The following is a 23,316-nucleotide window of genomic DNA, read 5'->3' as shown; positions in this document are numbered from 1 at the left end:
AGCTTGAGCTTGCCGCTTGAGGCTTGCGGCTTATGGCTGTCCCTTTGTGGCGCGACGCTAAAAAGGCGCGGCAGTATACCGCGCCTCGGTGGTGGGGGCACATTGGCTTTTGGTCGGATGACCCTGTGGCGAGGGGATTTATCCCCGCTCGGCTGCGCAGCAGTCGTAAAACCTGTGAGCTCAGAGTGATTGACCGGTTGCAAGGGGCCACTTCGCAGCCCATCGAAGATAAATCCCCTCACCACAGGGACCTGGTGCAGGCATCAATGCAGCTCAATCAGGTCATGCATTTGACGTCAATTTTCGAGCCCGAAAATCGGTGGTCATTTAGCGACCGGCCCTCTAAAGTGGCATCCGGTCTGTAGAGTAGGACACTCGGTCAGCCTCCTATCGCACGGTGAGTCAACGATTGACCCATAACGCCATTCAACGCCTTTTGCTCAAACGCTTCGCCCTCGCTGCGGCCACCTACGGATTGGCTTTGCTGCTGCTGTGGCTGGCGTTTTTCACCGGGCATTATCAGCAATCTCTGAGTGGCGTGGCCATCGGCAGCGCCCTGGTGGTCATCAGTCAGGCGAGCCTTTTCGCCATGTTCTGGAGCGGGCGCAACCAGCGCTTCGCCGACCCCAGCCTGACCGAAGCGCAAGTGCTGATGGGCCTCGGCTGGCAGACGTGGCTGATCGCCCATGTCGACGAGGCACGCGGCGCGTTTCTGGTGTTTTATGTGCTGATCCTGCTGTTCGGCCTGTTCCATCTCACCCGACAGGTGTTCATCCGCTGCGCGCTGCTGGTGTTCTTCAGTTTCTCCGCGATTACCCTGTGGGACGCTTACCATTTCCGTCTGGCGGAGCCTGCGCTCGCGGCGTTGCAAGTGTGCATTCTGGCGATGGTTTTGGCGTGGCTGGTGCTTTACGCACGCTTTGTCCAGGTCTCGCGGCAACGTCAGCGTCAGCGCCGGTTTGCCTTGCAGGCGCATCAGGACACCCTGCGCGGGATGATGCGCCAGCTTGAGGATCTGGTGGCCACCGACGAACTGACCGGGCTGTTCAATCGCCGGCATTTCCTGCGCATCGCCTCGCGCGAGCTGAATGCGCTGGACAGCGACGTGATGCACGGGCTGGCGCTGATCGATCTGGACCACTTCAAACGCATCAACGATCTGCACGGCCACGCCGCCGGCGATCAGGTGTTGCAGGCGTTTGCCGGTGTGGCGCAAGCCTGCCTGCGCGACGGTGACGTGCTGGCGCGCTATGGTGGCGAGGAGTTCGTGGTGCTGGTGCCCGACTGTGATGCTGAACGTCTGACCGCGTGTTGCGAGCGTTTGCGCATCGCCTTCAGCGAGGTGGAATTGATGGGCCTGCAAGTGCGCAACCTGAGCCTGTCGGCGGGCATGACCCTGCTGGCGGTCGGCGATGATCTGGACGAGGCGTTGCAGCGCGCCGATCAGGCGTTGTACCGGGCCAAGCGTGACGGGCGCAATCGCTGTGCCGCCGCGTGGGAGAACGTCGATGCCTGAATTGCGTGTCGGTGATCGGCAGTGGACGGTTGAGGCGGGCAGCAATCTGCTCGATGCCCTCAACCACAACGGCGTCGCCGTGCCCTACAGCTGCCGCGCCGGCAGTTGCCATGCCTGTCTGGTGCAATGCGTGCAAGGCCTGCCCAGCGACAGCCGTCCGGACGCCTTGAGTGCCGAGCAACGTCAGGACGGGTGGCGCCTGGCCTGTCAGTGTCAGGTGGTCGAAGACTTGCAGGTACACACCTTCGACCCGATCAGCGACGGTCGCCCGGCCTTGGTCGAAGCGCTGGACTGGCTCAGCGATAGCGTTCTGCGCCTGCGCCTGACCCCGCAGCGGCCATTGCGCTACAGCGCCGGCCAGCATCTGGTGTTGTGGATCGGCCACATCGCCCGGCCTTACTCGCTGGCGAGCCTGCCGCAAGAAGACCGCTTTCTTGAGTTTCACCTCGACTGCCGCCAGCCCGGCGAATTCGTCGATGCCGCCCGCAAGCTGCAAATCGGCGACTCGATCCGCCTCGGCGAACTGCGCGGCGGCGCCTTGCATTACGATGCGGACTGGCACGCCCGGTCGCTATGGCTGCTGGCCGCCGGTACCGGTTTAGGTCCGTTGTTCGGTGTGCTGCGCGAAGCCTTGCGTCAGGATCACCAAGGCGCCATCCGCGTCATTCACCTGGCCCATGACGAACGCGAACACTATCTGGCCAAACCCCTTGCCGCATTGGCCGCGCAGCGGGAAAACCTCAGTGTCGAGCTGTGGACCGCGGCCGAGTCGGCCGCCGCTTTGGCGCAACTGCGCCTTGTTTCCCGGCAGACCCTGGCCTTAGTCTGCGGCTCGACGGCCAGTGTCGACGCCTTCGCCAAGCGTCTGTACCTGGCCGGATTGCCGCGCAATCAACTGCTGGCCGACGTGTTTGTGAGCCGTGGTTGAGCGCTGATTTTCAGACGCGAGACACGCCATGACCGAAGCCATCCTGCTGGAACGCGAACGCGGTTTGCTGACCTTGCGCCTCAACCGCCCGGACAAGAAAAACGCCCTGACCCGCGCCATGTACAGCCGCCTCGCCGAGGCGCTGAAACAGGCCAACGATGACCCGCAAATCAATGCCGTGCTGATCAGCGGCAGCGCCGAGTGCTTCACCGCCGGCAACGACATTGCCGACTTCCTCGAGCAACCGCCGAGCGACCTCGACAGCCCGGTGTTTCACTTCATGCTTAACCTGCTCGAATGCCGCAAACCAGTGATCGCCGCAGTCGCCGGTGCAGCGGTAGGCATCGGCACGACGATGTTGCTGCACTGCGATCTGGTCTATGTCAGCCGCGACGCCAGGCTGCGCATGCCGTTCGTCAACCTCGGATTGTGTCCCGAATTCGGTTCCAGCCTGATCCTGCCGCGTTTGCTCGGGCAGGCGAAAGCGGCTGAGTTATTGCTGCTTGGGGAAGGCTTTAACGGCGAACAGGCTGTGCAGTGGGGGATCGCCACACAAGCGCTGGACAGCGGTGAAGCGGCGTTGAGCAAGGCGCGAGAAGTGGCGCTGCGGTTTGATGAATTGCCGGCCGAAGCGGTGCGCATCAGCAAGCAATTGATGCGAGCGCCGGATCGGGATCTGGTGCGCAAGGTGATCGAGGAGGAGGGTGCGTTGTTCACCCAGCGCCTGCGTTCGCCGGAGGCGGTGGCGGCGTTGAGCGAGTTTTTTCGGTGAAGGTCAAGACGCCTTCGCGAGCAGGCTCGCTCCCACGGGGGAACGCATTTCAAAGTTGGGAGCGAGCCTGCTCGCGAAAGGGGTTGACCAGACCATAAAACTCTCAATCAGGGGCAGCCGGTAAACTCGTCGCCAGGTCACTCGATCAACCCACGGCCGACGCATTGAACCTGTTGCCCGTCGACTTGCCTTTGGCCGAGGAACGTCATTTTACCTTCACCGATTGCAACCCCAGTCCAGATCCCCCTCTCCAGGTCGAACACTCGCCAGCCTTTGCCATCCGCAAAATCCGTATCCAATTTGCCGTCATCGGTGAATCTGGCAATAACATGGTTAAAACCAGAGGACACTTGACTCAGCCCGGCAACAAGTATGTGTCCGCTGCTCTGGATGGACGCGTCAAGCCATAAGGTGTCAATGCCTTGCAGTCTGCTCAGAAGTGGTTTGCCTGCGTTGAACTGGGTGTTGGGTTTGCCGTCGGATTCCCGGCTGATCAATACGCCATGGTGTGCAGGCTCCGTATACCCAACGGATAACAGCCGCTTATTCGTCTGCCCGATAACTTTCAAGACATTGACGCTCAGCGAGTTCTCTATCGGATCCATCACTTCAAAGCCATCAACGGCGAACGAGTCATCAATTTTCCCGGTAGCAGTCAAGCGGTTGAGTACTGCCCGGTAAGGATGATTGCCACGTACACAGCCCGCGAGCACGTAGGTCCCATCCTGTTTTGCCAATAGATCGTATAGCTCCGTGTGAGTGAAATTCGGGTGGAGAACATAGGCGATTTCTCCCTCGTTAAATTCAATATCCCGTGTGCCGTCAGGCAAGAGCCGAATGACGGCTGTCGCCACTTTGTTTCCATCCCGATCTACGGTGGTATGCAATACGATCTTGCCGTCAGGCAGAACGGTCGACCGCTGGCTACCGGTTTTTGAGTTCGCTGCGTTGGGTAGTTGCTGGTGCTTCTGATCTGCCGTGTCGTCATCCGTGAGGTAAACAGCGACTTTGCCGGTTTCGTTGAATGCCGGATCAAGGTTGCCAGCGATGTCGAGACGCACGACTCCTATGGCACGCTTGAGGTTAGCCTGAAAGAAACTGCCGATGAGCAGCAGTTTGCCGTCGGCCTGTTCCACTATTTCGTTAGCGAAGGAATGCGATCCTTCTCCGTCCTCAAATTGACCGGTTACGTAGCCACTCTGGCCAAATTGAGTGTCGTGTACGCCATTGCTATCCAGTCTGATCAAGTAGTAGGCATCACCGTTCGATTGGCCTACGCTTCCCGCGATATAGGTGCGCCCTGATTTGTCGACCATCACCCCCCGCAGGACAAGGTTTCCTGAAAAATCGGGAGGTTTTTTCGGAGTGGCAACGCCCTGATTGCCAAACGTTGGGTCGAATTTACCTGGCGAGATGTTTGCCGCAACGTCCATCTTCAATCCTCCTTGATCACGACTCGTGCCCAGTCTTGAGTGGTTGGGTGGTGAAGTAGCACGCTAGTCAAGAATGGCTCTTGCAACAACTGACAGAACTGACAGTTGACGTTCTGTGAAAACTGGTTTTCAGCGACATGCAGACAACAAAAAGCCCCGCCATTTACATGGCGGGGCTTTTGCGTTTCAGCGGCCGGTCACTCAGACCTGCGGATCACCGACATGCAGGATCTTCATGCCGTTGGTGCCGCCAGTGGTGTGGTAGCTGTCGCCCTTGGTCAGGATGACCCAGTCGCCTTTTTCCACAACGCCGCGCTTGGTCAGTTCGTCGATGGCTTTCTGGCTGACTTCGTGCGGCTCCAGCGAGGCCGGGTCGAACGGGATGGTGTAGACGCCACGGAACATCGCCGCGCGGGCCTGGGCTTCGCGGTGCGGGGTGAACGCGTAGATCGGCACCGAAGAGCGGATACGCGACATGATCAGCGGGGTGAAGCCGCTTTCAGTCAACGCAATGATCGCTTTGACGCCCGGGAAGTGGTTGGCGGTGTACATGGTCGCCAGCGCGATGCTTTCGTCGCAACGGCTGAATTCCTTGCCGATGCGGTGGCTGGAGGTCTTGCCGGTCGGGTGCTTCTCGGCGCCGACGCAGATGCGCGCCATCGCCTGCACGGCTTCCAGCGGGTAAAGACCAGCGGCGGATTCTGCCGAGAGCATCACAGCGTCGGTGTAGTCGAGCACGGCGTTGGCCACGTCGGACACTTCGGCGCGGGTCGGCATCGGGTTCTGGATCATCGACTCCATCATCTGCGTCGCGACGATCACCGCTTTGTTGTGGCGGCGTGCGTGCAGAATGATTTTCTTCTGAATGCCCACCAGCTCGGCGTCGCCGATTTCCACACCGAGGTCGCCACGGGCAACCATCACTGCGTCGGAAGCCTTGATCAGGCCATCGAGGGTTTCGTCGTCGGCCACGGCTTCGGCGCGTTCGATCTTCGCCACCAGCCAGGCAGTGCCGCCGGCCTCGTCACGCAGTTGACGGGCGTATTCCATGTCGGCGGCGTCACGCGGGAAGGACACTGCGAGGTAGTCGACTTCCATTTCGGCGGCGAGCTTGATGTCGGCCTTGTCTTTTTCAGTCAGGGCCGGGGCAGTCAGACCACCACCGCGACGGTTGATGCCTTTGTGGTCGGACAGCGGGCCGCCGATGGTCACCACGCAATGCAGCTCGGTGGCAGTGGCGGTTTCAACACGCATCACCACGCGGCCGTCGTCGAGCAGCAGCTCGTCGCCCACGCCGCAGTCCTTGACCAGATCCGGGTAGTCGATGCCGACCACTTGCTGGTTGCCTTCGGTCAACGGATGGCTGGTGGAGAAGGTGAACTTGTCACCGATCTTCAGCTCGATCTTCTTGTTGGCGAATTTGGCGATACGGATTTTCGGGCCTTGCAGGTCGCCGAGCAGGGCGACGAAGCGGCCGTGCTTGGCAGCGAGGTCACGCACCAGTTTCGCGCGAGCCTTGTGCTCGTCGGGGGTGCCGTGGGAGAAGTTCAGACGGGCAACGTCCAGACCAGCCAGAATCAGCTGTTCGAGAACTTCCGGCGAGTTACTGGCCGGGCCAAGGGTAGCGACGATTTTGGTACGACGGACGGACATGCAAAGACTCCTGAGTTCAAGCGCAGGCAGAGGCTACTATGCTCGAAGGGTGTAGTCATTGTTCGAATGCACTACTTATCGTTTTCTTTATTGAACGTGGCAACTTCGGGACAAACGCGCCTGAAGATTTTCGACCAGGGGTCGATACAGAGCACAAGACAGGAGAACCCCCATGCGATTGTTGCCCATTGCCGCCCTTGCCCTCAGCGTCCTCGCCGCGACGGGCTGCACCCGTTGGTCGATGAACCATCATTTGAACAACGCCTACAGCGCCTATGAACGTGGCAATTGCGAGCAGGTCATGCTTGAACTGTCCAAAGTAGAACGTGCCAGCCGCGCCCGCCCGTACGTGTGGCCGGAAGTGTCGATGATGCGCGGCCAGTGCCTGGAACGGCAGAAGCTGTACATCGACGCGGTGCAGACCTACCAGTTCATCATCGCTTCGTACCCCAACAGCGAATACGCCTACCGCGCCCGCGCGCGTCTGGAAACCTTGCAGAGCCTGGGCCATTACCCGACACGCAGCGCCGCTGCGGTGGTGCGGCCGACACGCTTCTGACGGTACTGTCGTACAAAATCTGGCCGTCTGTACAAGCTCCGCTATAGTCAAGTAAACCGCTTGCGAGGCTTGTCTCGACGGCGGCGCAACACCTGCGACTGGCAGTGGTAAAAGTGACGGCGATTGTCGCGACCGTCACACCGGAAGCGGGGAGAGCGGGCCTGCCTAAAGGCTCGTTCCGAAGCACAGGTGCGGCTCCTTGCGGAGCCCTGCATGGCGTACAGCACATCATGTTTACCGACCGCCGGATCGAACGGCACCAGTTGCCGTATTACCTCAGAGTGTTCAATAGCATTACCGACAAACCCGTCGGCTTTCTCGGCAACGTGTCTGCGGACGGGCTGATGCTGATCAGCCAGTTGCCGATGATGATCGGCGCAGATTTCCAGTTACGCCTCAAAGTCCCGGCCCGCGATGGCAGCCAGCAAGTTATCGATTTCAGCGCCTGCTGCGTGTGGTGCCATGAAGACGCCACACCGCTGCATTACGACGCAGGTTTCATCCTGCGGCGTGCGCCGGCGGAGTTCGGCGAGCTGGTGCTGGCGCTGAAGCAGTACTTCAGTTTTCAGCCGTTGCCGGCTTCTGCCTGAACAGCAAAAGATCGCAGCCTGCGGCAGCTCCTACAGGGGAACGCATTCCAGATGTAGGAGCTGCCGCAGGCTGCGATCTTTTGATCTTGACATCACGCCACCGCGATCGCCCGCTCCTGATCCAGCGCCTTCTCCGCCAGCAATAACCCCATCTCGCTCAACTGATAGATCGCCATCGCCAGATGTCGCGGCTTGTCCTCGAGGCTGTCCGCCAAGTCGAGCAGCAGAATGCTGACCGAAGAAAAGGTTTCGTAGGTTTGAATGGCCATCGCTTCGGGGTTGATGTCGGGCGCGACCATGAACATCTGCATGCCGCGATCGACGGAATTGCACGACGGCGCAGCGCCGGGTTTTTTCAGGTAGTGATCGAGGGCTTTTTCAGCGGCCTCGTGGAGTCTGGTGGAATCGGGGGAAGCGTAGGGGGAGGTCGAGTCTTCGGTTTCAGGGGGATTGGGTGTTGGTTTGATCATGGTGATAACCCTTGGTTGGGGCCTTCACCCCTCGCGACTAAACGAAAGGGTGGCGGCTGGACGCAGGTTAGTCGACCGGGGGTATCACCAAAAACCGGCGCGCCGAAGCGCCCTGCGTACAGCCACCATCGAGTGCGGGGATAGGGATTACCCGACTGGATGACGCTTATACACCTTGATGACAAACCCCCGGGCGACTAAACCCGACCACTGATTGGCAGCGGCACGGATCACGTTACGGGGCAGCTTCAAAGCGCACAAGCCGGCGGATTCTGAGTGATGTGTAGGCAACGGCGCAACCTGATGTAGCCGCGTGTTAACGGCTGAAGGACGTCAGCATGTTGCAGTGTGGGAATAGTTACCGTTGATCGGGACTGTCAGGTTTTACAGGTGTGCTCGCTTGGGCCGTTGTGGCTTTCTGCACCGAACGAACCAGTGCCCCCGGGGGTTTCATGACTGACGATACTGAACAATTGCCCGAAGGCATTACCTTGATAATTGATCAGCCCGCCAATGGCGCTGTAATCGACGTGAGCCAGACAACTATTTCCGGCAGAGGTCTCATCTGGAACGAAGATGTGCGTATTACGATCACCGGGAACTTCACGCCGCTCAGGTTCACGACCCACGCGAGTCAGGGTGTGTGGAGCTTTACGTTGCCGCATTACATGCCTGCTGGCGCTGTCGGTATAACGGCCTTCAGCGTGATCTATGAAACAGCGGTCTCGGTCACCACACAGTTTCCCGCGCCGATCATCGAACCGCAGGAAGGTACTGGCAGCCAAGTCAACGGTAGCGGTCTGCCTGATACTCGAATCGAAGTAACAGGAACTGGCGCAGGCGAGAAGCACGCTTTCGGAATAACTACCGTCGCACGTGATGGCAGGTGGAACTCCCCAGCTTGGCTGCCGGGTTTCGAGCCTGACGATAGAGATTACGAATATGTTGCTCTGGCGCGCTTTTCTATCGGGAATCAAACATACACTTCAGAAAAATCCTTACCGCAAACCTACACCTCTGGATTACGCATACCAGTCATTGAATTACCACGGCCGGGTGATATCCAGGATGTGGCTTTTTCGCTTTCCGGCACTGCTGGCGTAGTTGGTGCAACTGTGAAGGCATTCATCGATTTCACAGACGTGCAGGTAGGGCAAAGTGGCAAGTTGACTGAAGAGGAGTGGGTTGTCCCATTGAACCTGGAACCGGGTGTTCATTCGCTGACGGTGTACCAGGATAATGGCATTTTGAAGTCAAAACGTAGCGTCGCAAGGGCTGTAAAAATCCGTCCCATGCAATTGCCAGCGCCCTCTGTAGTCTTTCTTCCTGATGGCGAAATACGGTTTTCCGGTACTGGCCTCACCGATGCGATGGTCGATATCAAAATCCTCGGCGGCCCGGGCGGAACGGAGCCTGTATCGGTAAAAGTAGCAGGGGGAAATTGGGAAACAACAGCGCTGGACTGGAAGCCGGGCAACTTCCAATTGAGTGCCCGACAACGAGTCCCCGACAACAGCGGCGGCTGGATCGAATCATTGCCACTTCTCTTCACGCTCAGCAAGGAATTACAACCTGTCAGAGAGGTTACTGATGACGGCGAGTATCAACCCACCTTCAGCGGCGAAGGGGTCGACCGCGCTACCGTCAGCCTTTTTGCCGGAGCCGAAATAGCTACGCCTGTTGTCGTCAGAAACAGGCTGTGGTCCACGCAGGCTCTGGAATCCTGGGGGCCGACGAACAAACGGAAAATATCGATCCGACAAGAGCTGGACGGTTCTGAAGGCTGGATGGAGTATGAAATCAGCATCCTGCCTCGCGAACCCGGTCTCGATGTCCCTCCCGAGAACGGGCTCACGCCGATCTTCAGCGGTACCTGCTTCCCCGGCGCGTTGGTGAACATCACGTTCAGCGACAGCGGCTCCTCGTTTGCAGCGACGGTCACCGGGGAAACCTGGACCTTCCGGCGCCCGACTCCATTTACGGATGGGGTGCGCTACACCATCGAAGCGAAGCAGACAGTCGTCGGACTCACATCGAAGCCGGGCTCCCTGACGTTCACGGTCTACAGGGAACGGCTCAAACCCGCGATCAGAACGCCGCTGCCCGAACAGGAAACGGACAGTGATCTGACGGTGACCGGTGACTTCGGCATGGCAGGCGCTTCGATGCAGCTTTGGGACGCGCAGGAAGGCAAGCGCTTGGGTGAGCCCGTGATTCTCGGGCAGGACGGCCCGTGGTCTGTGTCGCTCACCGGACTCGCCATCAAGACATGGTTCATCACCGCGCAGCAAACCCTCAACGACCGGGCCTCACCAGACAGTGAGGTGCGCCAATTCGACGTCGTCGTCATGCCGCCCGAGTTCGTGCGGCCGCTTCCTGGAGGCGATCTGACGCGCACGGCAGTTCTGTCGGGTACAGGTCGGCGAGACGGGTTGGTTACCGTTTGGCGCCGCGGGCTCGATGAGGCGCTGTTGCGCGATGTCCAGATCGGTGTGAACGGTACGTGGGAAGCCAGCGTTGTGCTGGAGGTCGGAGACGAAATCCTTTGGGCGACTCAGACGTTCGAGGGAAAAACGTCAAAACCCGGCCCTGACGTGCCGTGTCGGGTCGTACCCGTCGCGCCGATGCCCGAATCACCCACTCCCGAAGAATTCCTTGGCGCTACGGTGACGGTGTCCGGGTTCGGCGTTTCTGGTGACCTGATCACGCTCAAGCGCGGAGAATACGTATTGGGCACGGCCCCGGTGCTTGACGACGCGAGCTGGTCAATCCCGGCAACGCTGGAGCTACCCGATGGGGCGGTGACATTGAGCGTTGTGGCCTCCAAGGGTGAGTTTCATTCTGTCCCCAGCGAGTGGGAGAGTCAGGTGAGGCTTTTCCTTCCGCAATTCACATACCCAAGGCCAGGTTCTTGGGTTTCTCCGGTGGCGGCCTTCACGGGCTCGGGCAGACCGGGCACGGGAATGCTGATGAGCTGGTACAACCCGGATGTCGTGCTTGCCGGCCCCGTTGCGGTCACTGACGCCGGCTGGACAGCTACGCCGGCGGAGCCGCTGCCCATCGGCGCCCAATGGTGCCGTTTCCGGCAAACGTCCAGCACAGGGACGCCGATGTCAGACGATGCCGAAAGCGGGCGTTTTGATGTGCCGGCCGAGTCGCCTGACCATTCTCACAGGTAGTTCCGATAAACGGTCATGAGGACTGTCATTTATGACAGTAGACCGTTGCTGTGCTGGAGCGTTGAATGGGCGTATCAGCCGGTGCCGGTGAGGTTGCTCGCCAGCGCACATCACCTGTTCAAGGACTGACAGCATGACCATGAAAAATACCGCGAAACGCCCCAGCCTGGAGTTGTTCGAGCAGGTCTTCGGCGAGCAGCAGAGCCAGGAAAATCTCGCCGGTCTGAGAAACTGGCTGGAAAGCGGCGGCTCGATTTTTCCCTTGGTGGAAAAGGGGCCCGTGGGACTGGCCAGAGACTTTGGAATCAGCATCGAGGAGGCGAGGAGGTTTCTGCGTCGGGCCAATGCTCTGGCCATTTATCTGCGCCGGCAGTTTATCGAGCAGTCATTGACCGCCCAGGCTCGACCGGCACCTTACGCGGCGGGGGGGTTCAATACCGGGCCCAATTACGAGCTTTTGTTCAGCCCGGCATATGACCAGTTCGCACCCGTTGGCGCGCTTGAAGATGCCACGGGAGTAGTCGCCTATCTGGTAGAACTGTGGAGGTGGGTCGAGAACAACGTCGAAAAATATGGTAACCCCGATGAGGCGATCGGCACGATTCCACTCCATACGCGTCGTGCCGATATCAAGGAATTAGCCATCGACCACAACGCGATGCACCAGACGGTTTCTGCTGTCAACATTATCATCAAGGTGCTGGAAAGGTTTATCGACAAAACAGAGTTGGAGCTGGAAGACGCCTTGATCCAGCGGCGCTACCCCAATGGTCTGCCGTATTTCAAGCACTGGGCAACCATCAATGCGGTGGTTGCTGATCGCGGTCTTTCAGTGGGACATTTTGCCCGCTGGACAGATATCGAATACCCCAACTTTCTGATTCCGCACGCTTGGGATGACGATGCCGGCCGTGCGCTGGCTCATGCCTCGCGGCTGGGGCCGTTCCAGCGAGAATTGTTGACCGAGGACCTCATTCCCGACGACGTCGACACTGACATCAGAGAGGCATTCTACTTAAGGAATTACGGTACAACCGGGTTGGACTGGCAGAACCTCAATCAAGTGGCCTTTTTCGCTCAGCGCACCAGACTGGATGCCGAAGGAGTGGAGGCTTTTCTGTCGATTCGTCGTTATGCACCAACACGGTCGGCTAACGTGAAAATCTATGGGCCGACCGACGATCAGGAAAGCGAGCGTTCCGGTTCGGTGTACATCAACGGCGGCGAATCACCCGCCGTCAGTGTCAATTACGAAAATCTTCTGCACCGTTTGAGCGAATCCCCCATGGTCCCGGGGCGATACGACCGGATGAACCGCAAGCGGCGCCTGGATCTATGGCTGAAGCTGCCTCCCGAGGAGGTGGACTCGCTGCTGGTGGCCGCTTTCAATGCCGAGTGGGCCGGCATCCCGGATGCCCCTGACAAACCCGAGAAACCCGCCATCCGGCTGACCGACCATACCGTGCATGCGTTGGGGTTGTTCCAGACCCTGCGTGAAGGCTTCGACTGCAAGGCTGCGGATTTCGCGGTGTTCATCGACAAGTTCTCGATCTATGGCCGCGGGCAGGCACCTTCACAATTCGATCAGATCTTCAATAACGTCCAGGGCGACTACCGCGATCCATTGCTGCTTGATAACGGCGAGTTTCCATTGCTGCCGGCGCAAGGTGTGCCGGAAATTACCGTCAGCCGAATCTGCAGCGCGCTGGAAATCGACCTGCAGACATACCAGTATCTGGCGCTGGCGATTGCCCGTGCCCATGGCCGAACCAACACGCTCGTGCGCAGCCGGGAGATTCTGTCGGCGTTTTACCGACTGGTGAAATTGCCACGCTTGTTGGGCATGACGCCTGTCGAGGGGCTGTTGATGCTCATGTTGCTTGGCCGGGAGGCTTGGGCTGACGGTCTGGCGGGCGTTCCGGTGATCAAAGGAGAACCCGCGGCCGGTGACACTGTGCCCGATGTACTGAACCTCATTTCGGCATTGGCTGCATGCCGGTACTGGTGTGGAACGCGCGATTTACCGGTGCTGTGGATGCTGCAGCAGGTGGCGGATCCTCAGGTGTCCAATGTGGCGGACGAGCCTGAACTGCGTTTGTTCGAGCAGGTCCGCAATTTGCTCGGCGAGGCATTGTTGACTCATACCGGTTTCCTGACCGCCGGCGTGCCCGCGCTGGTAGGCCGCAACTGGACGGATCTGCTGTCTTCGCTGACCGACCCTTTGGGCCTGGTGAAATCTCGAGACGGAACCGATGACCAATACGTTGGCTTCGCCAGGGTGGAACTCGACAAAGCGGTCAGGGAGGGGCTGGATGAAGATGACATCAGTGTGCGTACTCCCATTGTCGAGCTCATGCTCACGGTTCTGCTGCAGGCGCGTGCCGCTCAGCTTTCGGTCGCTCGTGAATGTCTGGCTGTTTATACCGGGCTCGATGCAGAGCGGGCGCTGAGGGTTTTGAACTGGGCAGATTCGAGCGTTTATGAGCTGTTGGTCAGAATTGTCGAGCATGCGGGAGACGACTGGGCACTGTCACGCGGCCTGACGGAGGAATCTCTTGATCCTTTGTTTTCATTGCTGGCTGACATGCGTCGGCGCAGCGCTGTCGTGGCCGAACTCGACATCAGCCTCGAAACACTGGATGCGCTTCTCGATTACGGGCTCAACGATTGGTGGGAGCAGGATCAGCCCCATGACTTTAGCGTCGCTACCCTGTATTACCTGACGGTTCTGACTCATGCCTTGAAGATCAGCGAGCAGCCTCATACCGAGATGCTTGAGTACCTGAGGCAGATCAGGGAATGGGGTGATCCGAAGGATTTATCCACCGATGCGCTGCGCCTGGCGCAGCAGGCATCGGAAGTCTGGCTGGCACGGTTCTTCGACTGGAGCGAGCAGGAGGTGCATGAGTGCATCGGTCGGATCGACCCGCAATATGGACTCTTGAAGAACCTCAAGCAGCTCGACTTATTGGTTCGGGTGCTCGAACTCGCTGCCCATACCAATATGGATGCGCTGACCATTTTTCTGCTGGGGACGCTGCCCGAGGCCGTCGACAAGGCTTTTTACAAAAGCGCTGCCGAGCATGCCTCATTGAGCCTGTCGGAAACGGCGCCTGCAGTTCGCCTATCCGCAGAGCTTCGCGCGCCGCTCATCAACATGCAGATCGACGTGGATAACACCGAGGTGATTGCCGGTAGTCCAGGCCAGATCATTTTCACTATCAAGCTGACTGACCAGGATGGCAAACCGCTCAGCGGTGTGGTCATTCGCGGACAGGCCAGTCTCGGCACGCTGGCCATTGGCAAAACCCAGCCAATAACGGGTATCGCCACGGCAACCTACACGCCTGGAAAAGTCATGGGGGCTGAACGTCCCCTGTTCTGGGTGCCATTGATCACGCCGCAGGAGGGGCCGCTCATCCAGTTGACCGACGACGGTCTGCTCCTGGATTTCCCCTCAGCCTTCATGTCCAGAGTGCCCACGAGCGTGGTTCCAGAACGGCAAGCGGTCGAGTTGACCGCGGTTCTCATGGATAGCTTCGGCAATCTGGGCAAAAACCGCTGGGTGAGTTGGTCCGCAACAGCCATCGGTGACGAGCCTTTACTGGCCGTTGAGGTGGTGATTCAGCCCCAGCAGGGGCAGACCACTCAGCAAGGCGTTGCCCGAGCGGTTGTCTCAAGTCCCACCGGAGGCACATTCGTTTGCAGGGTGCTCTCGGAAACCAGCGAAAAAAGTGTGGATTTTGAAGTGATTCGGTTCGCACCTCTTCCTGCTTCCGAATGAAGCATGACGTTTGGGTATCTCCCCGCCAGAAGGTAAAGATCATGAGCCAAAGCATCATCAATGATTTGCTGGAACAACGTCGCGCTGCGTTGACGGATTATTGCCTGGGCCATTTCGGCGAGAGCGTTGGTCGGTTCAAGATCATAAGAAACGCTGAGCACCTGAATGAATTGTTGCGTCTGGACTCACTCGACACGCAGAAAGTACCTGGTGCCCTGGGTGCCGAGGCGATCAGTTGCGCGCAGAAATTCATCAACGCCGCCTACCGCAAGCTTGAGCCGGGTTATTCGGAAACAGAATTTCCCGAAGAAGATCTGAAACGCTGGAAACTGCTAAGCAATTATTCGGGCTGGTCGGCCTCGATGTCGCTCCTCGTCCAGCCGGAAAACTTCATGACACCGTTCGCAAGGCCGCGCACGACTCGTTTGTTCCAGACGCTGATGACGGATCTGAATCAGACGCGGCTGAGCAGCGATTCGGTATTGATAGCTTTGCGCAATTACCTGAAGTCCTTTGAAGAAGTCTGCAACCTGGAAGTCATCAGTGCTTTTCTGAATGGCAGTACCGCGGTGGACGGGCGTTATTTCTTTGTTGGCCGCGAGCGTGTTGCGCCTTATCGATATTTTTGGCGCGAAGCGCGGATCGAATTGACGCCTACCTGCACCGACGTCAACCCTGCGGCATGGAACGAGTGGGAGATGGTCGATGCAGGGGCGACCGGAACCGTGTTGGATATGCGGCCGGTGTTCTGGAACGGTCGGCCGTGTCTGGTCTGGGCTGAGCTTTCGGAAAAACTCGGGGACAAAGGCAAGGATGGCTATGTTCCGTACAAGGTAAACATCAACATAGCCTTCAAATCGCAGAACGGAGACTGGTCGCCTGCAACAAATTTGCAAAGCATTGGAGATCTCGACGCGCCTCCGCCAGCCGGGAGCCGTTTGATTGCCACGGTCCGTGTTACCCCAAGTCAGCCCAATGGCGTTCTCGGCGTGCTGTTTTTCAACGGTGCTGTAGCGCAGACGCCGGTGGTGCGCGATACGCTGTTTCGCTCTGTCCCGACCTATGAAGAGGGTTGGCTGGAAATGCTGGAGCAGCGTTTCGACAGCGTTCTGACGGTCCAGCATTCGTTGACTGAGCAAACCCGGCCAAAAATGGTCACGACGGTCCAGACGCCCGGGACGTTGACTGAGTTCTACGAACTGGATGCTTTTATGCTGACTCACTCCACGGGAGACATCCTGTTTGTCAGGGGCATTTGCAGGCCAAATAGCACCGGGGGCGTGGCAACCGTTGATTTCGATTTGACGCTGACCAGCCAACCCTCGGTCGGGGATCCGAAAGAAACCAGTGGAGCGTATTCGACAGACGGTGGATGGGCCACCGACTGGCTTACCTACACGCGTGGTTCAGGCGGCTTCACCAGCCCCATTACCTTCACTTTCGGCGCGACTACTGCCTCTGCAACCTATGGCCGTAAACAGTTCGTGCTGACAATGACCGCCATCGTCGGTTTCGACCCTGCGGTGCTGGAAAAGAATCGGCATGACGCGGCGCAGTTTCTGGCCTTCAACACGCCGGGAACATTGGCACGGGTACGCCTCAATTCGCTTTTCGGTCCGCGGTTGGTCGGCCTCGCCAACATTTCCGTGGATGCGGTGCTCGACTGGACGACACAGTTTCTGCCTGAACCGATCTCGGAAGCCGGGCCGGTCAGTGAGCCTAACGGTGCCTTCAATGGTGCCAATGGTCTGTATTTCTGGGAACTGTTCTTCCATCTGATCCATCTGGTGGCTATCCGCTTTCGCGACGAAAATCGTTATCGCGAGGCCGAAGCCTGGTGGCGCAGGGTGTTCGATCCGCAAGCGATCGCGCAGGCTTCGGATACCCCGCAGCCAAGCGACCCACGCGACTACTGGCGCTGCCGGCCGTTGGTGAGTCCTGGCAATGCCGGCCCTGAGTGTCTGGTGGAAGAAGATCCGTACGCCATCAGTTACGCGGCGCCAAAGCATTTTCAGATCCTGACTTTCCTGGAGTACGTCAAGAATCTGGTCGAGGAAGGGGACTGGTATTACCGCCAACAGACTCGGGACAGTCTGGTGCTGGCCAAGGAGTGTTACGTGCAGGCCCAGAACTTGATGGGCGACCCGCCTTCGTCGCGCTCGGTGACTGATTGGCAGACACAAACGCTCGGCGCGCTGATTGACAAGAGCGACGCGCGCCCGACGCTGGAAGCATTTGAGAGAACGCATCTGTATTCCCTTGCAGACGTGCCGCCTTCGGCTGATTTCGCACCCGTGATGGGGCTGCTGGCTACCCCACCATTCAAACTGCCGACCAACGAGCGCTTGCTGACGCTGTTCCAATTACTTGGGCAACGCCTGTACAACTTGCGTCATTGGTTGACCATTGACGGAAAACCGCTCGACCTGCCTGTGTATGAACCGCCGGGTGATCCTGCGCAACTGTTGCTCAATCTCGCTGCCGGAAGCAGCGCCGGGCCGCAGCGAATGGGGGGGCGGCCAGTCATCAACGGTTATAGCTGGCGAGTGACCAGTGAATTTGCACTGCGTTCTGCGCAAGAGCTGCAGAGTCTCGGCAGTGAGATGCTGCGCTTCATGGAACAGCGCGACACGGCACAACAGGTAGAGCTGCAGCAGCGGCATCTGATTGAACAGGCCGAGTGGACGAAAGCCATTCAGGAAAAATCCCTGGCTCAGATGAATGCGACGCTGGCGGCCTTGCGCCAAAGCCACGCAGCCGTAAAGCAACGTGCCGATGAATACGCCGCCTGGTTTGACGAGAACGTCACGGCAGAAGAATACAAGGTCATGGATGACCTTCACGCTGCCAAAGAACTCAATCAGAGCTCGGTCGGCGTTCAGGCTGCTGCGGGGGGGATTTCGGTCATTCCCAAAGTCTTTGGCGCGGCCAACGGCAATGCTTTTCCAGAAGGTGTTTTGCATGCCATCGCACAGGGCTTGCAGATCGCCTCCCTGGGCAAACAGGCAGATGCGGAAAAAAGAGCGGTGACCGAAGGCTATCGTCTGCGTCGCCGCGAGTGGGGTTTGCAACGCAACCTGGCACTCGCCGAACTGCAGGCGCTGGATGAGCAGATCAATGCGCAGGTGATAGCTGTGGATGCCGCCCGGGCCAGTCTGCAATTGGTCCTGCAAACCAATCTCCAATCTATGGCCGTGTACGACTTCCTGCAAAAACGCACTGCCCACAGTCAGCTTTACGACTGGCTGCTGGCACAACTCAAGGCGTTGTACTACCAGGCTTATGATGCAACCTACAGTCTGTGCATCAGTGCCCAGGCATCGCGCATCGCGCAAACCGGTGATTACGATTCACAGTCACCTTTGCCTCAGGCCTGGTCCGAGAAGCATCACGGTTTGCTCGCTGGCCAGCAGTTGATCGGCTTTCTGATGCGTGAGCAACGCAATCACTTGCAAGACTTCGAGCGATCCATCGAGCGGGCCAAAACGATTTCCGTTAGGCAGCTCTTCGATGATGCGGTCGAGCCTCAGGCTGCTGCCCCCAACTGGGCGCAGGCGCTTGAACAACTGCAGAATGGCGGAAGGCTGGCCTTCTCTGTAAGTGAGCTGAACTTCAATCGCGACCATCCCGGCGAGTACTGCCGGCTGATCCGATCGGTTGAAGTGGACTGCCCGGCATTGCTCGGACCCTACGAAAACCTCAGGGCCACGTTGACCCAGACCGGCAGTCGCACCGTGGTTCGGCCAGTGCCGCGGGCGGTGGAATATCTGCATGACCCCGACAGCACCACGCCACCTGCCGATGTACTGTTCAATACGCGCTCGGGACAGCAAATCGGTATTTCCAGTGGGGTTGCTGATGATGGGCGCGTCATGGAGGACCAGGATACGGGTCTGCTTCGTGCCTTTGAGTCTTCCGGGGCCGTTTCCTCTTGGGAAATCCATTTTCCGCGGTGTCGCGAACCGGCACAATCTGCGGTGCTTGCGTCCATTACAGACCTCATTGTTACCCTCCGTTTTACGGCCAAGGCTGGTGAGCCGACCTTCACCCTGGCGGTGGAAAATCTGGTTGAAGCCAGAGTGAATGCTCTGCAACGTAATGCCGAACGGAGCCATCATCATGCTTGACTCCAGTATTCAGGCCGAGCGGAATTTGATCATCAATGGTGACTTCTCTCAGAGCCTCGCGCAGTGGAAAAGGGGGCCCGTCAACCCAAGCTACGTCGTAACCAAGGGAGAGCAACTGGAGGGTGGCGAGCGCGTGAATATCCTGTCTGCTCTCGACGGTTCTTCCGCTTATCAGGAAGTCACCTTGTTCAAGAGCGCCAGCGATGACGTCAGGTATGTCATCAGCTTTCTTTGTGAAATGGACCACGAGGAGGAGGGCCTGCTGGAGCTGAGTGTGGCCGGACTGCCTGTTACCCAGCAAATTCCCTTGCACCCGGGCGTGCGCCGTGATCGGCATGACGATCTTCTGCGCCAGCGCGCTGGCCTGCCTCGCCTGTTCAAACCGCGCTCGTACCAATTGGATGTGACATTGCCGCTTGTGGACACTCACATTCTCAAAGTCCACGCCATCAGTCCGGTCAACAAAGAGGGCGACTACTTCTCCTCGTTGCGTATCACCCGGATCAATCTTCAGTTGCACTTGCCGGCGGCGCAGGTGTTGACCCTGGAACTGGACGGGCAACAATTGCCACTGGGCCGTGCCGTACCTCTTTGTCTGGGCGCGCTGGGTTCGGCAGCGCATCGTTTCAAATGCATCCATGCTCAGGATGATGCGTGGCGGGGCACGCGGGCGTCCCTGCACAACAAAGCCAATCCGCAGGGTGCAATTGTCGCCGATCCAGACTGGGGCAAGGACAAACCGCTGGATGACTCCTGGAGCCTGGTTTGCCCAGAGATCGACGGCGATCCCCCGTACCTTTTCAACCTGCAGTTATCAAACGAGTTCCATGCACCCGTGCTGGATATTCCGGTCTCATTGGGTGACCACCGCCTGAAGTTCATTCAACTGAAAGAGGCGGCGCATTACGTGGTGATGGAGTATGACCAATCCATCAGGGTCGGCGTCTGCGTTGGCTCGCATTACACCGACAAGGCACAGGAAGGAAGGACAGTCACCTGGACGGTAAAAGACACTGACGTCAAAACCACGACGTCGACCGATCACGAGGGCTGGGCCTGGTTTGAACAAAAACCGAGCGCTGCCGGTGATGTGCGTATTGAAGCCTCGGTCGAGAGTCTCTATTACGCTAGCGGCGCAGTGACGGAGGTCTTTGAGGTCAAGGTCCTCGCGACCGACCCGTTGAAGGAGGTTCGCACGATCACTGAAGCCGGAGACGAGCAGCCGTGGGAACTGAAGGGCTACCCCAATCGCGGGACGACCTGGCATTTGCAGATCCGGTTCCCCGACGTGCTTCGAGGCACCGAGGTGGCGCTGCGATGGAATGGCGAGCCTGCGGAGAAACTGGGCGTTACTGTTTCGCCGCCGCTCGAAATACCTGTTCGTATAGGGGCGGATGGATTACTTGCCTATCGTCTGGATAACGATGACAAACAGGATGGCCAATTTTCCTTGCGGTTGACCTCTGGCCACCTGTTGGAAGGCTCGCCTGCCAAACCGATGTCGCTGGCACGCAACGTGGTCATACCCGGTCAGGTGCGGGGGCCTGACAGGATTTGCGTGGTGGATGAAAACGAAAGTGCACGGATGTGGGTGCAGGTGCTGCACAGGACGACATCAGGAACAGGTGAACCGGTAGAGGGCGCGTTGGTTTTCTGGAAGGAGCCGGATGGGAACATGCCGATGACTCTGACAGGCACTGGCGGTTGGGCCAGTCATCAGTATCAGCCTGCAAGTGCCGGAGACCATCGCGTCATTGCCACCATCAAGGCTCACGAAGAAGCCGAGCCGAGCGAGAAGGAATTCATCGTGAAGGCAATTGCGACCAGCCTCTGGAAAGAGCATGTCGCAATAACCCTGGACGGCGAAGCCGTCGATCTGCAGACCATTGGTCTGCTGTGCCGACATGGCCATACGCACACTCTCAGGGTCACCCCTGTTCCCGGCAGCCCATGGATCGGCACCAGACGCATCAGCCTTGATTGGCGAGAGAACGACCCACTGATCGGCCTGAAACCTGCTGATCCGGGCATTTCTTTCCCGCTGGGGGCTGATGGACTGACATGGAGCCTGTCTTCCAGCGCTGCCGACAGTCGCAGCAGCCCCTTTGAGTTGCGTTTGCGGGCCGATGACGTTGCAGATGATCGCGAGTTGTGCGGGCGATTCATCAATCCGGATCTGACCCGTGAGCTTGGCGTCAGGCTGGATCGGGTAACGGCAGCACTCGATGGGCAGGAGCTATATCCCTGCCTCGGTGCGGATCATCAGTTTACGGTCTGTCTCAATGAGCTAAGCCCGCTGGTGGGCCTGTCAGCAGCGCTGGAGTGGTCGGGAACGCCTGCCGATGAACTGAATGCGATCGTGAGTCCGCCCTTGGCGCAGTCTCAAGCGCTTGGTGCAGAGGGCGCTTTCTGGCAACTCGACTTGCGCAGCAGCACAAAAGCGGGCGACTTTGCGCTCGCTGCAAACCTGCCCCAATTGGCATTCCTCGCACCCGTCACACCAATGGAATTGGGACATAACGCCTTGAGTTTCAATTTCATACTCGAGTCACCGGTGGATCCGGTAGTCGATCTCGATCAGGCCTGGACATGGGCTAATGTGGTGTCGCGTTTTACCGCAGAGGCAGTTGCCGATGTGCCGGTTACCTGGCACTCGGGCGCAGCCCCCGTAGTGGTCAACACGGACAGCGATGGCAATTCCGGCTTCGCCGTGCTTCCCGCGACCATCGACATGCATACGGTGCAGGCCACTTTGCTCAGTCTTTACGACAATACCTCAGAGCAGAGAAGCGCCACCTTCAAACCGTTGGCAGAAGATCTCTGGCCTCGAGTCAACGTCAGTTTCGATGGTCAGACCAGTCAGGTCTGGGGTGACACCACCGGTTTCCCCCGTCGTAAAGGCAGGCACAGTATCGTGGCGTTTTTCCCGGAAGAATTTAACGGGCAGACCGTACGTATGGGGCATATCGGCACTGCGCCTGCGGTACTGGGCAATAGCTATGAGCCAGAGCTGGGCGTGGCGCAGGTTGTCAGGAATGGAATGGCAAGGTTCGGGTTGCGCGCGGGAGATTCCACGGACGGCAGTTTCGCCTTGCGACTTTGCGCCGAACGGCTGGCACGGCTGTCGCCGACCAACGCGATGTCGCAGGGTGCAGGTTCGCGGGTGATGAAAATCGGATTGACGGCCAGCAATGCCGGTTCGCAGCTGCTTTGGGGAGATGTCTTTGAACAGACGATCCAGGTCGTCTCGTCCATCAGCGCAAAACCCATGGCAGGGGTGCTGGTGACATTTACGCATACTGACCTTGGCGTTTTGAACGCCGAGACCGACTTTTACGGGAGGGCAACAGTACGCTTTGTTCCCACAACGCCAGGTTCCAGTCAGGTCATCGCAACAGTTGGGGATGCTGGTAATACGGCTTCGATTGCAATGGATCTTGTCCTCGCCCAACCGAGGCAGATCGCAGAACTTTATGAACCGTCCGACGCCCGGCAGTCTGCCGACGAACCCCGGGTGCATGCAAAAGCGAGAGTGGTGTCTGCGTTGACCGCACAGCCCTTGGCCGGAGTGCTCGTGACGTGGGAGTTTGGCGGGCACATAGTGAGCTCGGTAACCGATGACGAGGGAATTGCCGACTGGACTTTCATGGGTTTGAGTGACGGCGTTCTGTCAGCGACCGTTGAAGGCGGGCTGGCCGGTTGGGATATGGCTGTATTGACCTATACCGGGCAAGTGCCGGTGATTGAATCGCTCAGTTGCGACAGGGCAATGATCTATCGTGCAGACGAAGTGAATGCCTGGGCAGTGGTGAAACTCAACCCGCAAGGCACACCCGTAACAAACCTGCCGGTCAATTGGCAATTCGCCGGAAAGTCGCTGCCCACATCGATTTCCGACGAGTACGGGATCGCTCCGGCATCATTTCTGGCTGCTGAAGTCGGGGAATTTGATCTCGAGGCCTGGCTGAATCCGGGCGCGGTTTCCCTGGCAAAGATCAATGTGGTTGCCCGGCCTAGCGTTATCTTGCGTTCCATTTATGCCGTGCCCCTCATCGGGCAAGTAGGCAAGCCTGTGACGATTGCAGTGCAGGTGGTTAAAAACCTGACCGAGCCAGTGGTCGATATGAGCGTGCTCTGGACCGTTGATGATGTTCCGTTGAGAGAGACTGTCAGCGATGACAAGGGATGGTCGAAGGTGGTTTTTGCACCGGTTGAAACTGGCTCGGTTGTTGTCAGTGCAAGCGTGAAAAACCCTGTGGGAACAACCCAGATGTCATTGACTCTGGTCGTAGTCTGAGCGTGCGG

The 23,316-nt window shown here is 58.6% G+C and carries 12 protein-coding genes; 9 read left to right on the top strand and 3 right to left on the bottom strand.

What is annotated here, in order from left to right; genetic code table 11:
* Nucleotides 1–409 precede the first annotated feature (409 nt).
* The 3 genes from AC0IXA_RS24255 to AC0IXA_RS24245 are packed head-to-tail and all read left to right on the top strand — an operon-like array spanning nt 410 to nt 3,216.
* Nucleotides 410–1,516 (top strand): GGDEF domain-containing protein, encoded by a 1,107-nt coding sequence (locus AC0IXA_RS24255; RefSeq protein WP_341638921.1) that lies wholly within the window; start codon nt 410–412, stop codon nt 1,514–1,516.
* Nucleotides 1,509–2,444, top strand: coding sequence for an iron-sulfur-binding ferredoxin reductase (locus tag AC0IXA_RS24250; protein WP_341638922.1), 936 nt, complete (start codon nt 1,509–1,511; stop codon nt 2,442–2,444). Before AC0IXA_RS24255 ends, AC0IXA_RS24250 begins: the two co-directional genes overlap by 8 nt.
* Before the next feature lie 28 nt (nt 2,445–2,472).
* Entirely contained in the window at nt 2,473–3,216 is a 744-nt protein-coding gene (locus AC0IXA_RS24245) for an enoyl-CoA hydratase-related protein (RefSeq protein ID WP_341638923.1), read from the top strand.
* A 137-nt stretch (nt 3,217–3,353) separates the two neighbouring features.
* Here AC0IXA_RS24245 and AC0IXA_RS24240 read toward each other — a convergent pair whose 3' ends face one another.
* The gene (locus AC0IXA_RS24240; RefSeq protein ID WP_471814643.1) at nt 3,354–4,649 is read right to left on the bottom strand and encodes a hypothetical protein; all 1,296 of its coding nucleotides are present in this window, start codon (nt 4,647–4,649) and stop codon (nt 3,354–3,356) included.
* A gap of 201 nt (nt 4,650–4,850) precedes the next feature.
* On the bottom strand, nt 4,851–6,302 hold the full coding sequence (gene pyk / locus AC0IXA_RS24235) for a pyruvate kinase (protein ID WP_024014116.1): 1,452 nt from the start codon (nt 6,300–6,302) through the stop codon (nt 4,851–4,853).
* A 172-nt stretch (nt 6,303–6,474) separates the two neighbouring features.
* Between pyk and AC0IXA_RS24230 the strand changes: the two genes are divergently transcribed.
* Both AC0IXA_RS24230 and AC0IXA_RS24225 read left to right on the top strand, forming a co-directional pair.
* Complete coding sequence (locus AC0IXA_RS24230; RefSeq protein WP_016773461.1) at nt 6,475–6,861, top strand: tetratricopeptide repeat protein; 387 nt, start codon at nt 6,475–6,477, stop codon at nt 6,859–6,861.
* A 230-nt stretch (nt 6,862–7,091) separates the two neighbouring features.
* Nucleotides 7,092–7,451: a PilZ domain-containing protein gene (locus AC0IXA_RS24225; protein ID WP_125917092.1), complete on the top strand. Its 360-nt coding sequence runs from the start codon at nt 7,092–7,094 to the stop codon at nt 7,449–7,451.
* Between the two features lie 92 nt (nt 7,452–7,543).
* On the opposite strand, the gene AC0IXA_RS24220 is transcribed toward AC0IXA_RS24225, so the two are convergent.
* A complete protein-coding gene (locus tag AC0IXA_RS24220; protein WP_024014114.1) occupies nt 7,544–7,921 on the bottom strand; it encodes a DUF6124 family protein in 378 nt (125 codons plus the stop codon).
* A 452-nt stretch (nt 7,922–8,373) separates the two neighbouring features.
* Between AC0IXA_RS24220 and AC0IXA_RS24215 the strand changes: the two genes are divergently transcribed.
* The 4 genes from AC0IXA_RS24215 (at nt 8,374) to AC0IXA_RS24200 (ending at nt 23,308) form a co-directional block, all read left to right on the top strand.
* Nucleotides 8,374–11,100: an Ig-like domain-containing protein gene (locus AC0IXA_RS24215; protein WP_471814642.1), complete on the top strand. Its 2,727-nt coding sequence runs from the start codon at nt 8,374–8,376 to the stop codon at nt 11,098–11,100.
* Between the two features lie 133 nt (nt 11,101–11,233).
* Nucleotides 11,234–14,884 (top strand): Tc toxin subunit A, encoded by a 3,651-nt coding sequence (locus tag AC0IXA_RS24210; RefSeq protein WP_471814641.1) that lies wholly within the window; start codon nt 11,234–11,236, stop codon nt 14,882–14,884.
* Between the two features lie 41 nt (nt 14,885–14,925).
* Nucleotides 14,926–19,011, top strand: coding sequence for a Tc toxin subunit A-related protein (locus AC0IXA_RS24205; protein ID WP_471814640.1), 4,086 nt, complete (start codon nt 14,926–14,928; stop codon nt 19,009–19,011).
* The gene (locus AC0IXA_RS24200) at nt 19,004–23,308 is read left to right on the top strand and encodes an Ig-like domain-containing protein (RefSeq protein WP_471814639.1); all 4,305 of its coding nucleotides are present in this window, start codon (nt 19,004–19,006) and stop codon (nt 23,306–23,308) included. The genes AC0IXA_RS24205 and AC0IXA_RS24200 overlap by 8 nt, the downstream gene beginning before the upstream one ends.
* Nucleotides 23,309–23,316 lie beyond the last annotated feature (8 nt).

The organism is Pseudomonas sp. AC083 (assembly GCF_979253165.1).
The sequence above is the reverse complement of the archived record's forward strand: the minus strand, read 5'-3'. Positions and strand labels throughout refer to the sequence as shown.

What these genes read in the sequence shown, in the direction of transcription:
- AC0IXA_RS24205 (WP_471814640.1), top strand. Translation starts at nt 14,926, where the DNA reads ATGAGCCAAAGCATCATCAATGATTTGCTGGAACAACGTCGCGCTGCG.
- pyk (WP_024014116.1), bottom strand. Translation starts at nt 6,302, where the DNA reads ATGTCCGTCCGTCGTACCAAAATCGTCGCTACCCTTGGCCCGGCCAGT.
- AC0IXA_RS24250 (WP_341638922.1), top strand. Translation starts at nt 1,509, where the DNA reads ATGCCTGAATTGCGTGTCGGTGATCGGCAGTGGACGGTTGAGGCGGGC.
- AC0IXA_RS24200 (WP_471814639.1), top strand. Translation starts at nt 19,004, where the DNA reads ATGCTTGACTCCAGTATTCAGGCCGAGCGGAATTTGATCATCAATGGT.
- AC0IXA_RS24240 (WP_471814643.1), bottom strand. Translation starts at nt 4,649, where the DNA reads ATGGACGTTGCGGCAAACATCTCGCCAGGTAAATTCGACCCAACGTTT.
- AC0IXA_RS24245 (WP_341638923.1), top strand. Translation starts at nt 2,473, where the DNA reads ATGACCGAAGCCATCCTGCTGGAACGCGAACGCGGTTTGCTGACCTTG.
- AC0IXA_RS24215 (WP_471814642.1), top strand. Translation starts at nt 8,374, where the DNA reads ATGACTGACGATACTGAACAATTGCCCGAAGGCATTACCTTGATAATT.
- AC0IXA_RS24230 (WP_016773461.1), top strand. Translation starts at nt 6,475, where the DNA reads ATGCGATTGTTGCCCATTGCCGCCCTTGCCCTCAGCGTCCTCGCCGCG.
- AC0IXA_RS24210 (WP_471814641.1), top strand. Translation starts at nt 11,234, where the DNA reads ATGACCATGAAAAATACCGCGAAACGCCCCAGCCTGGAGTTGTTCGAG.
- AC0IXA_RS24225 (WP_125917092.1), top strand. Translation starts at nt 7,092, where the DNA reads ATGTTTACCGACCGCCGGATCGAACGGCACCAGTTGCCGTATTACCTC.
- AC0IXA_RS24220 (WP_024014114.1), bottom strand. Translation starts at nt 7,921, where the DNA reads ATGATCAAACCAACACCCAATCCCCCTGAAACCGAAGACTCGACCTCC.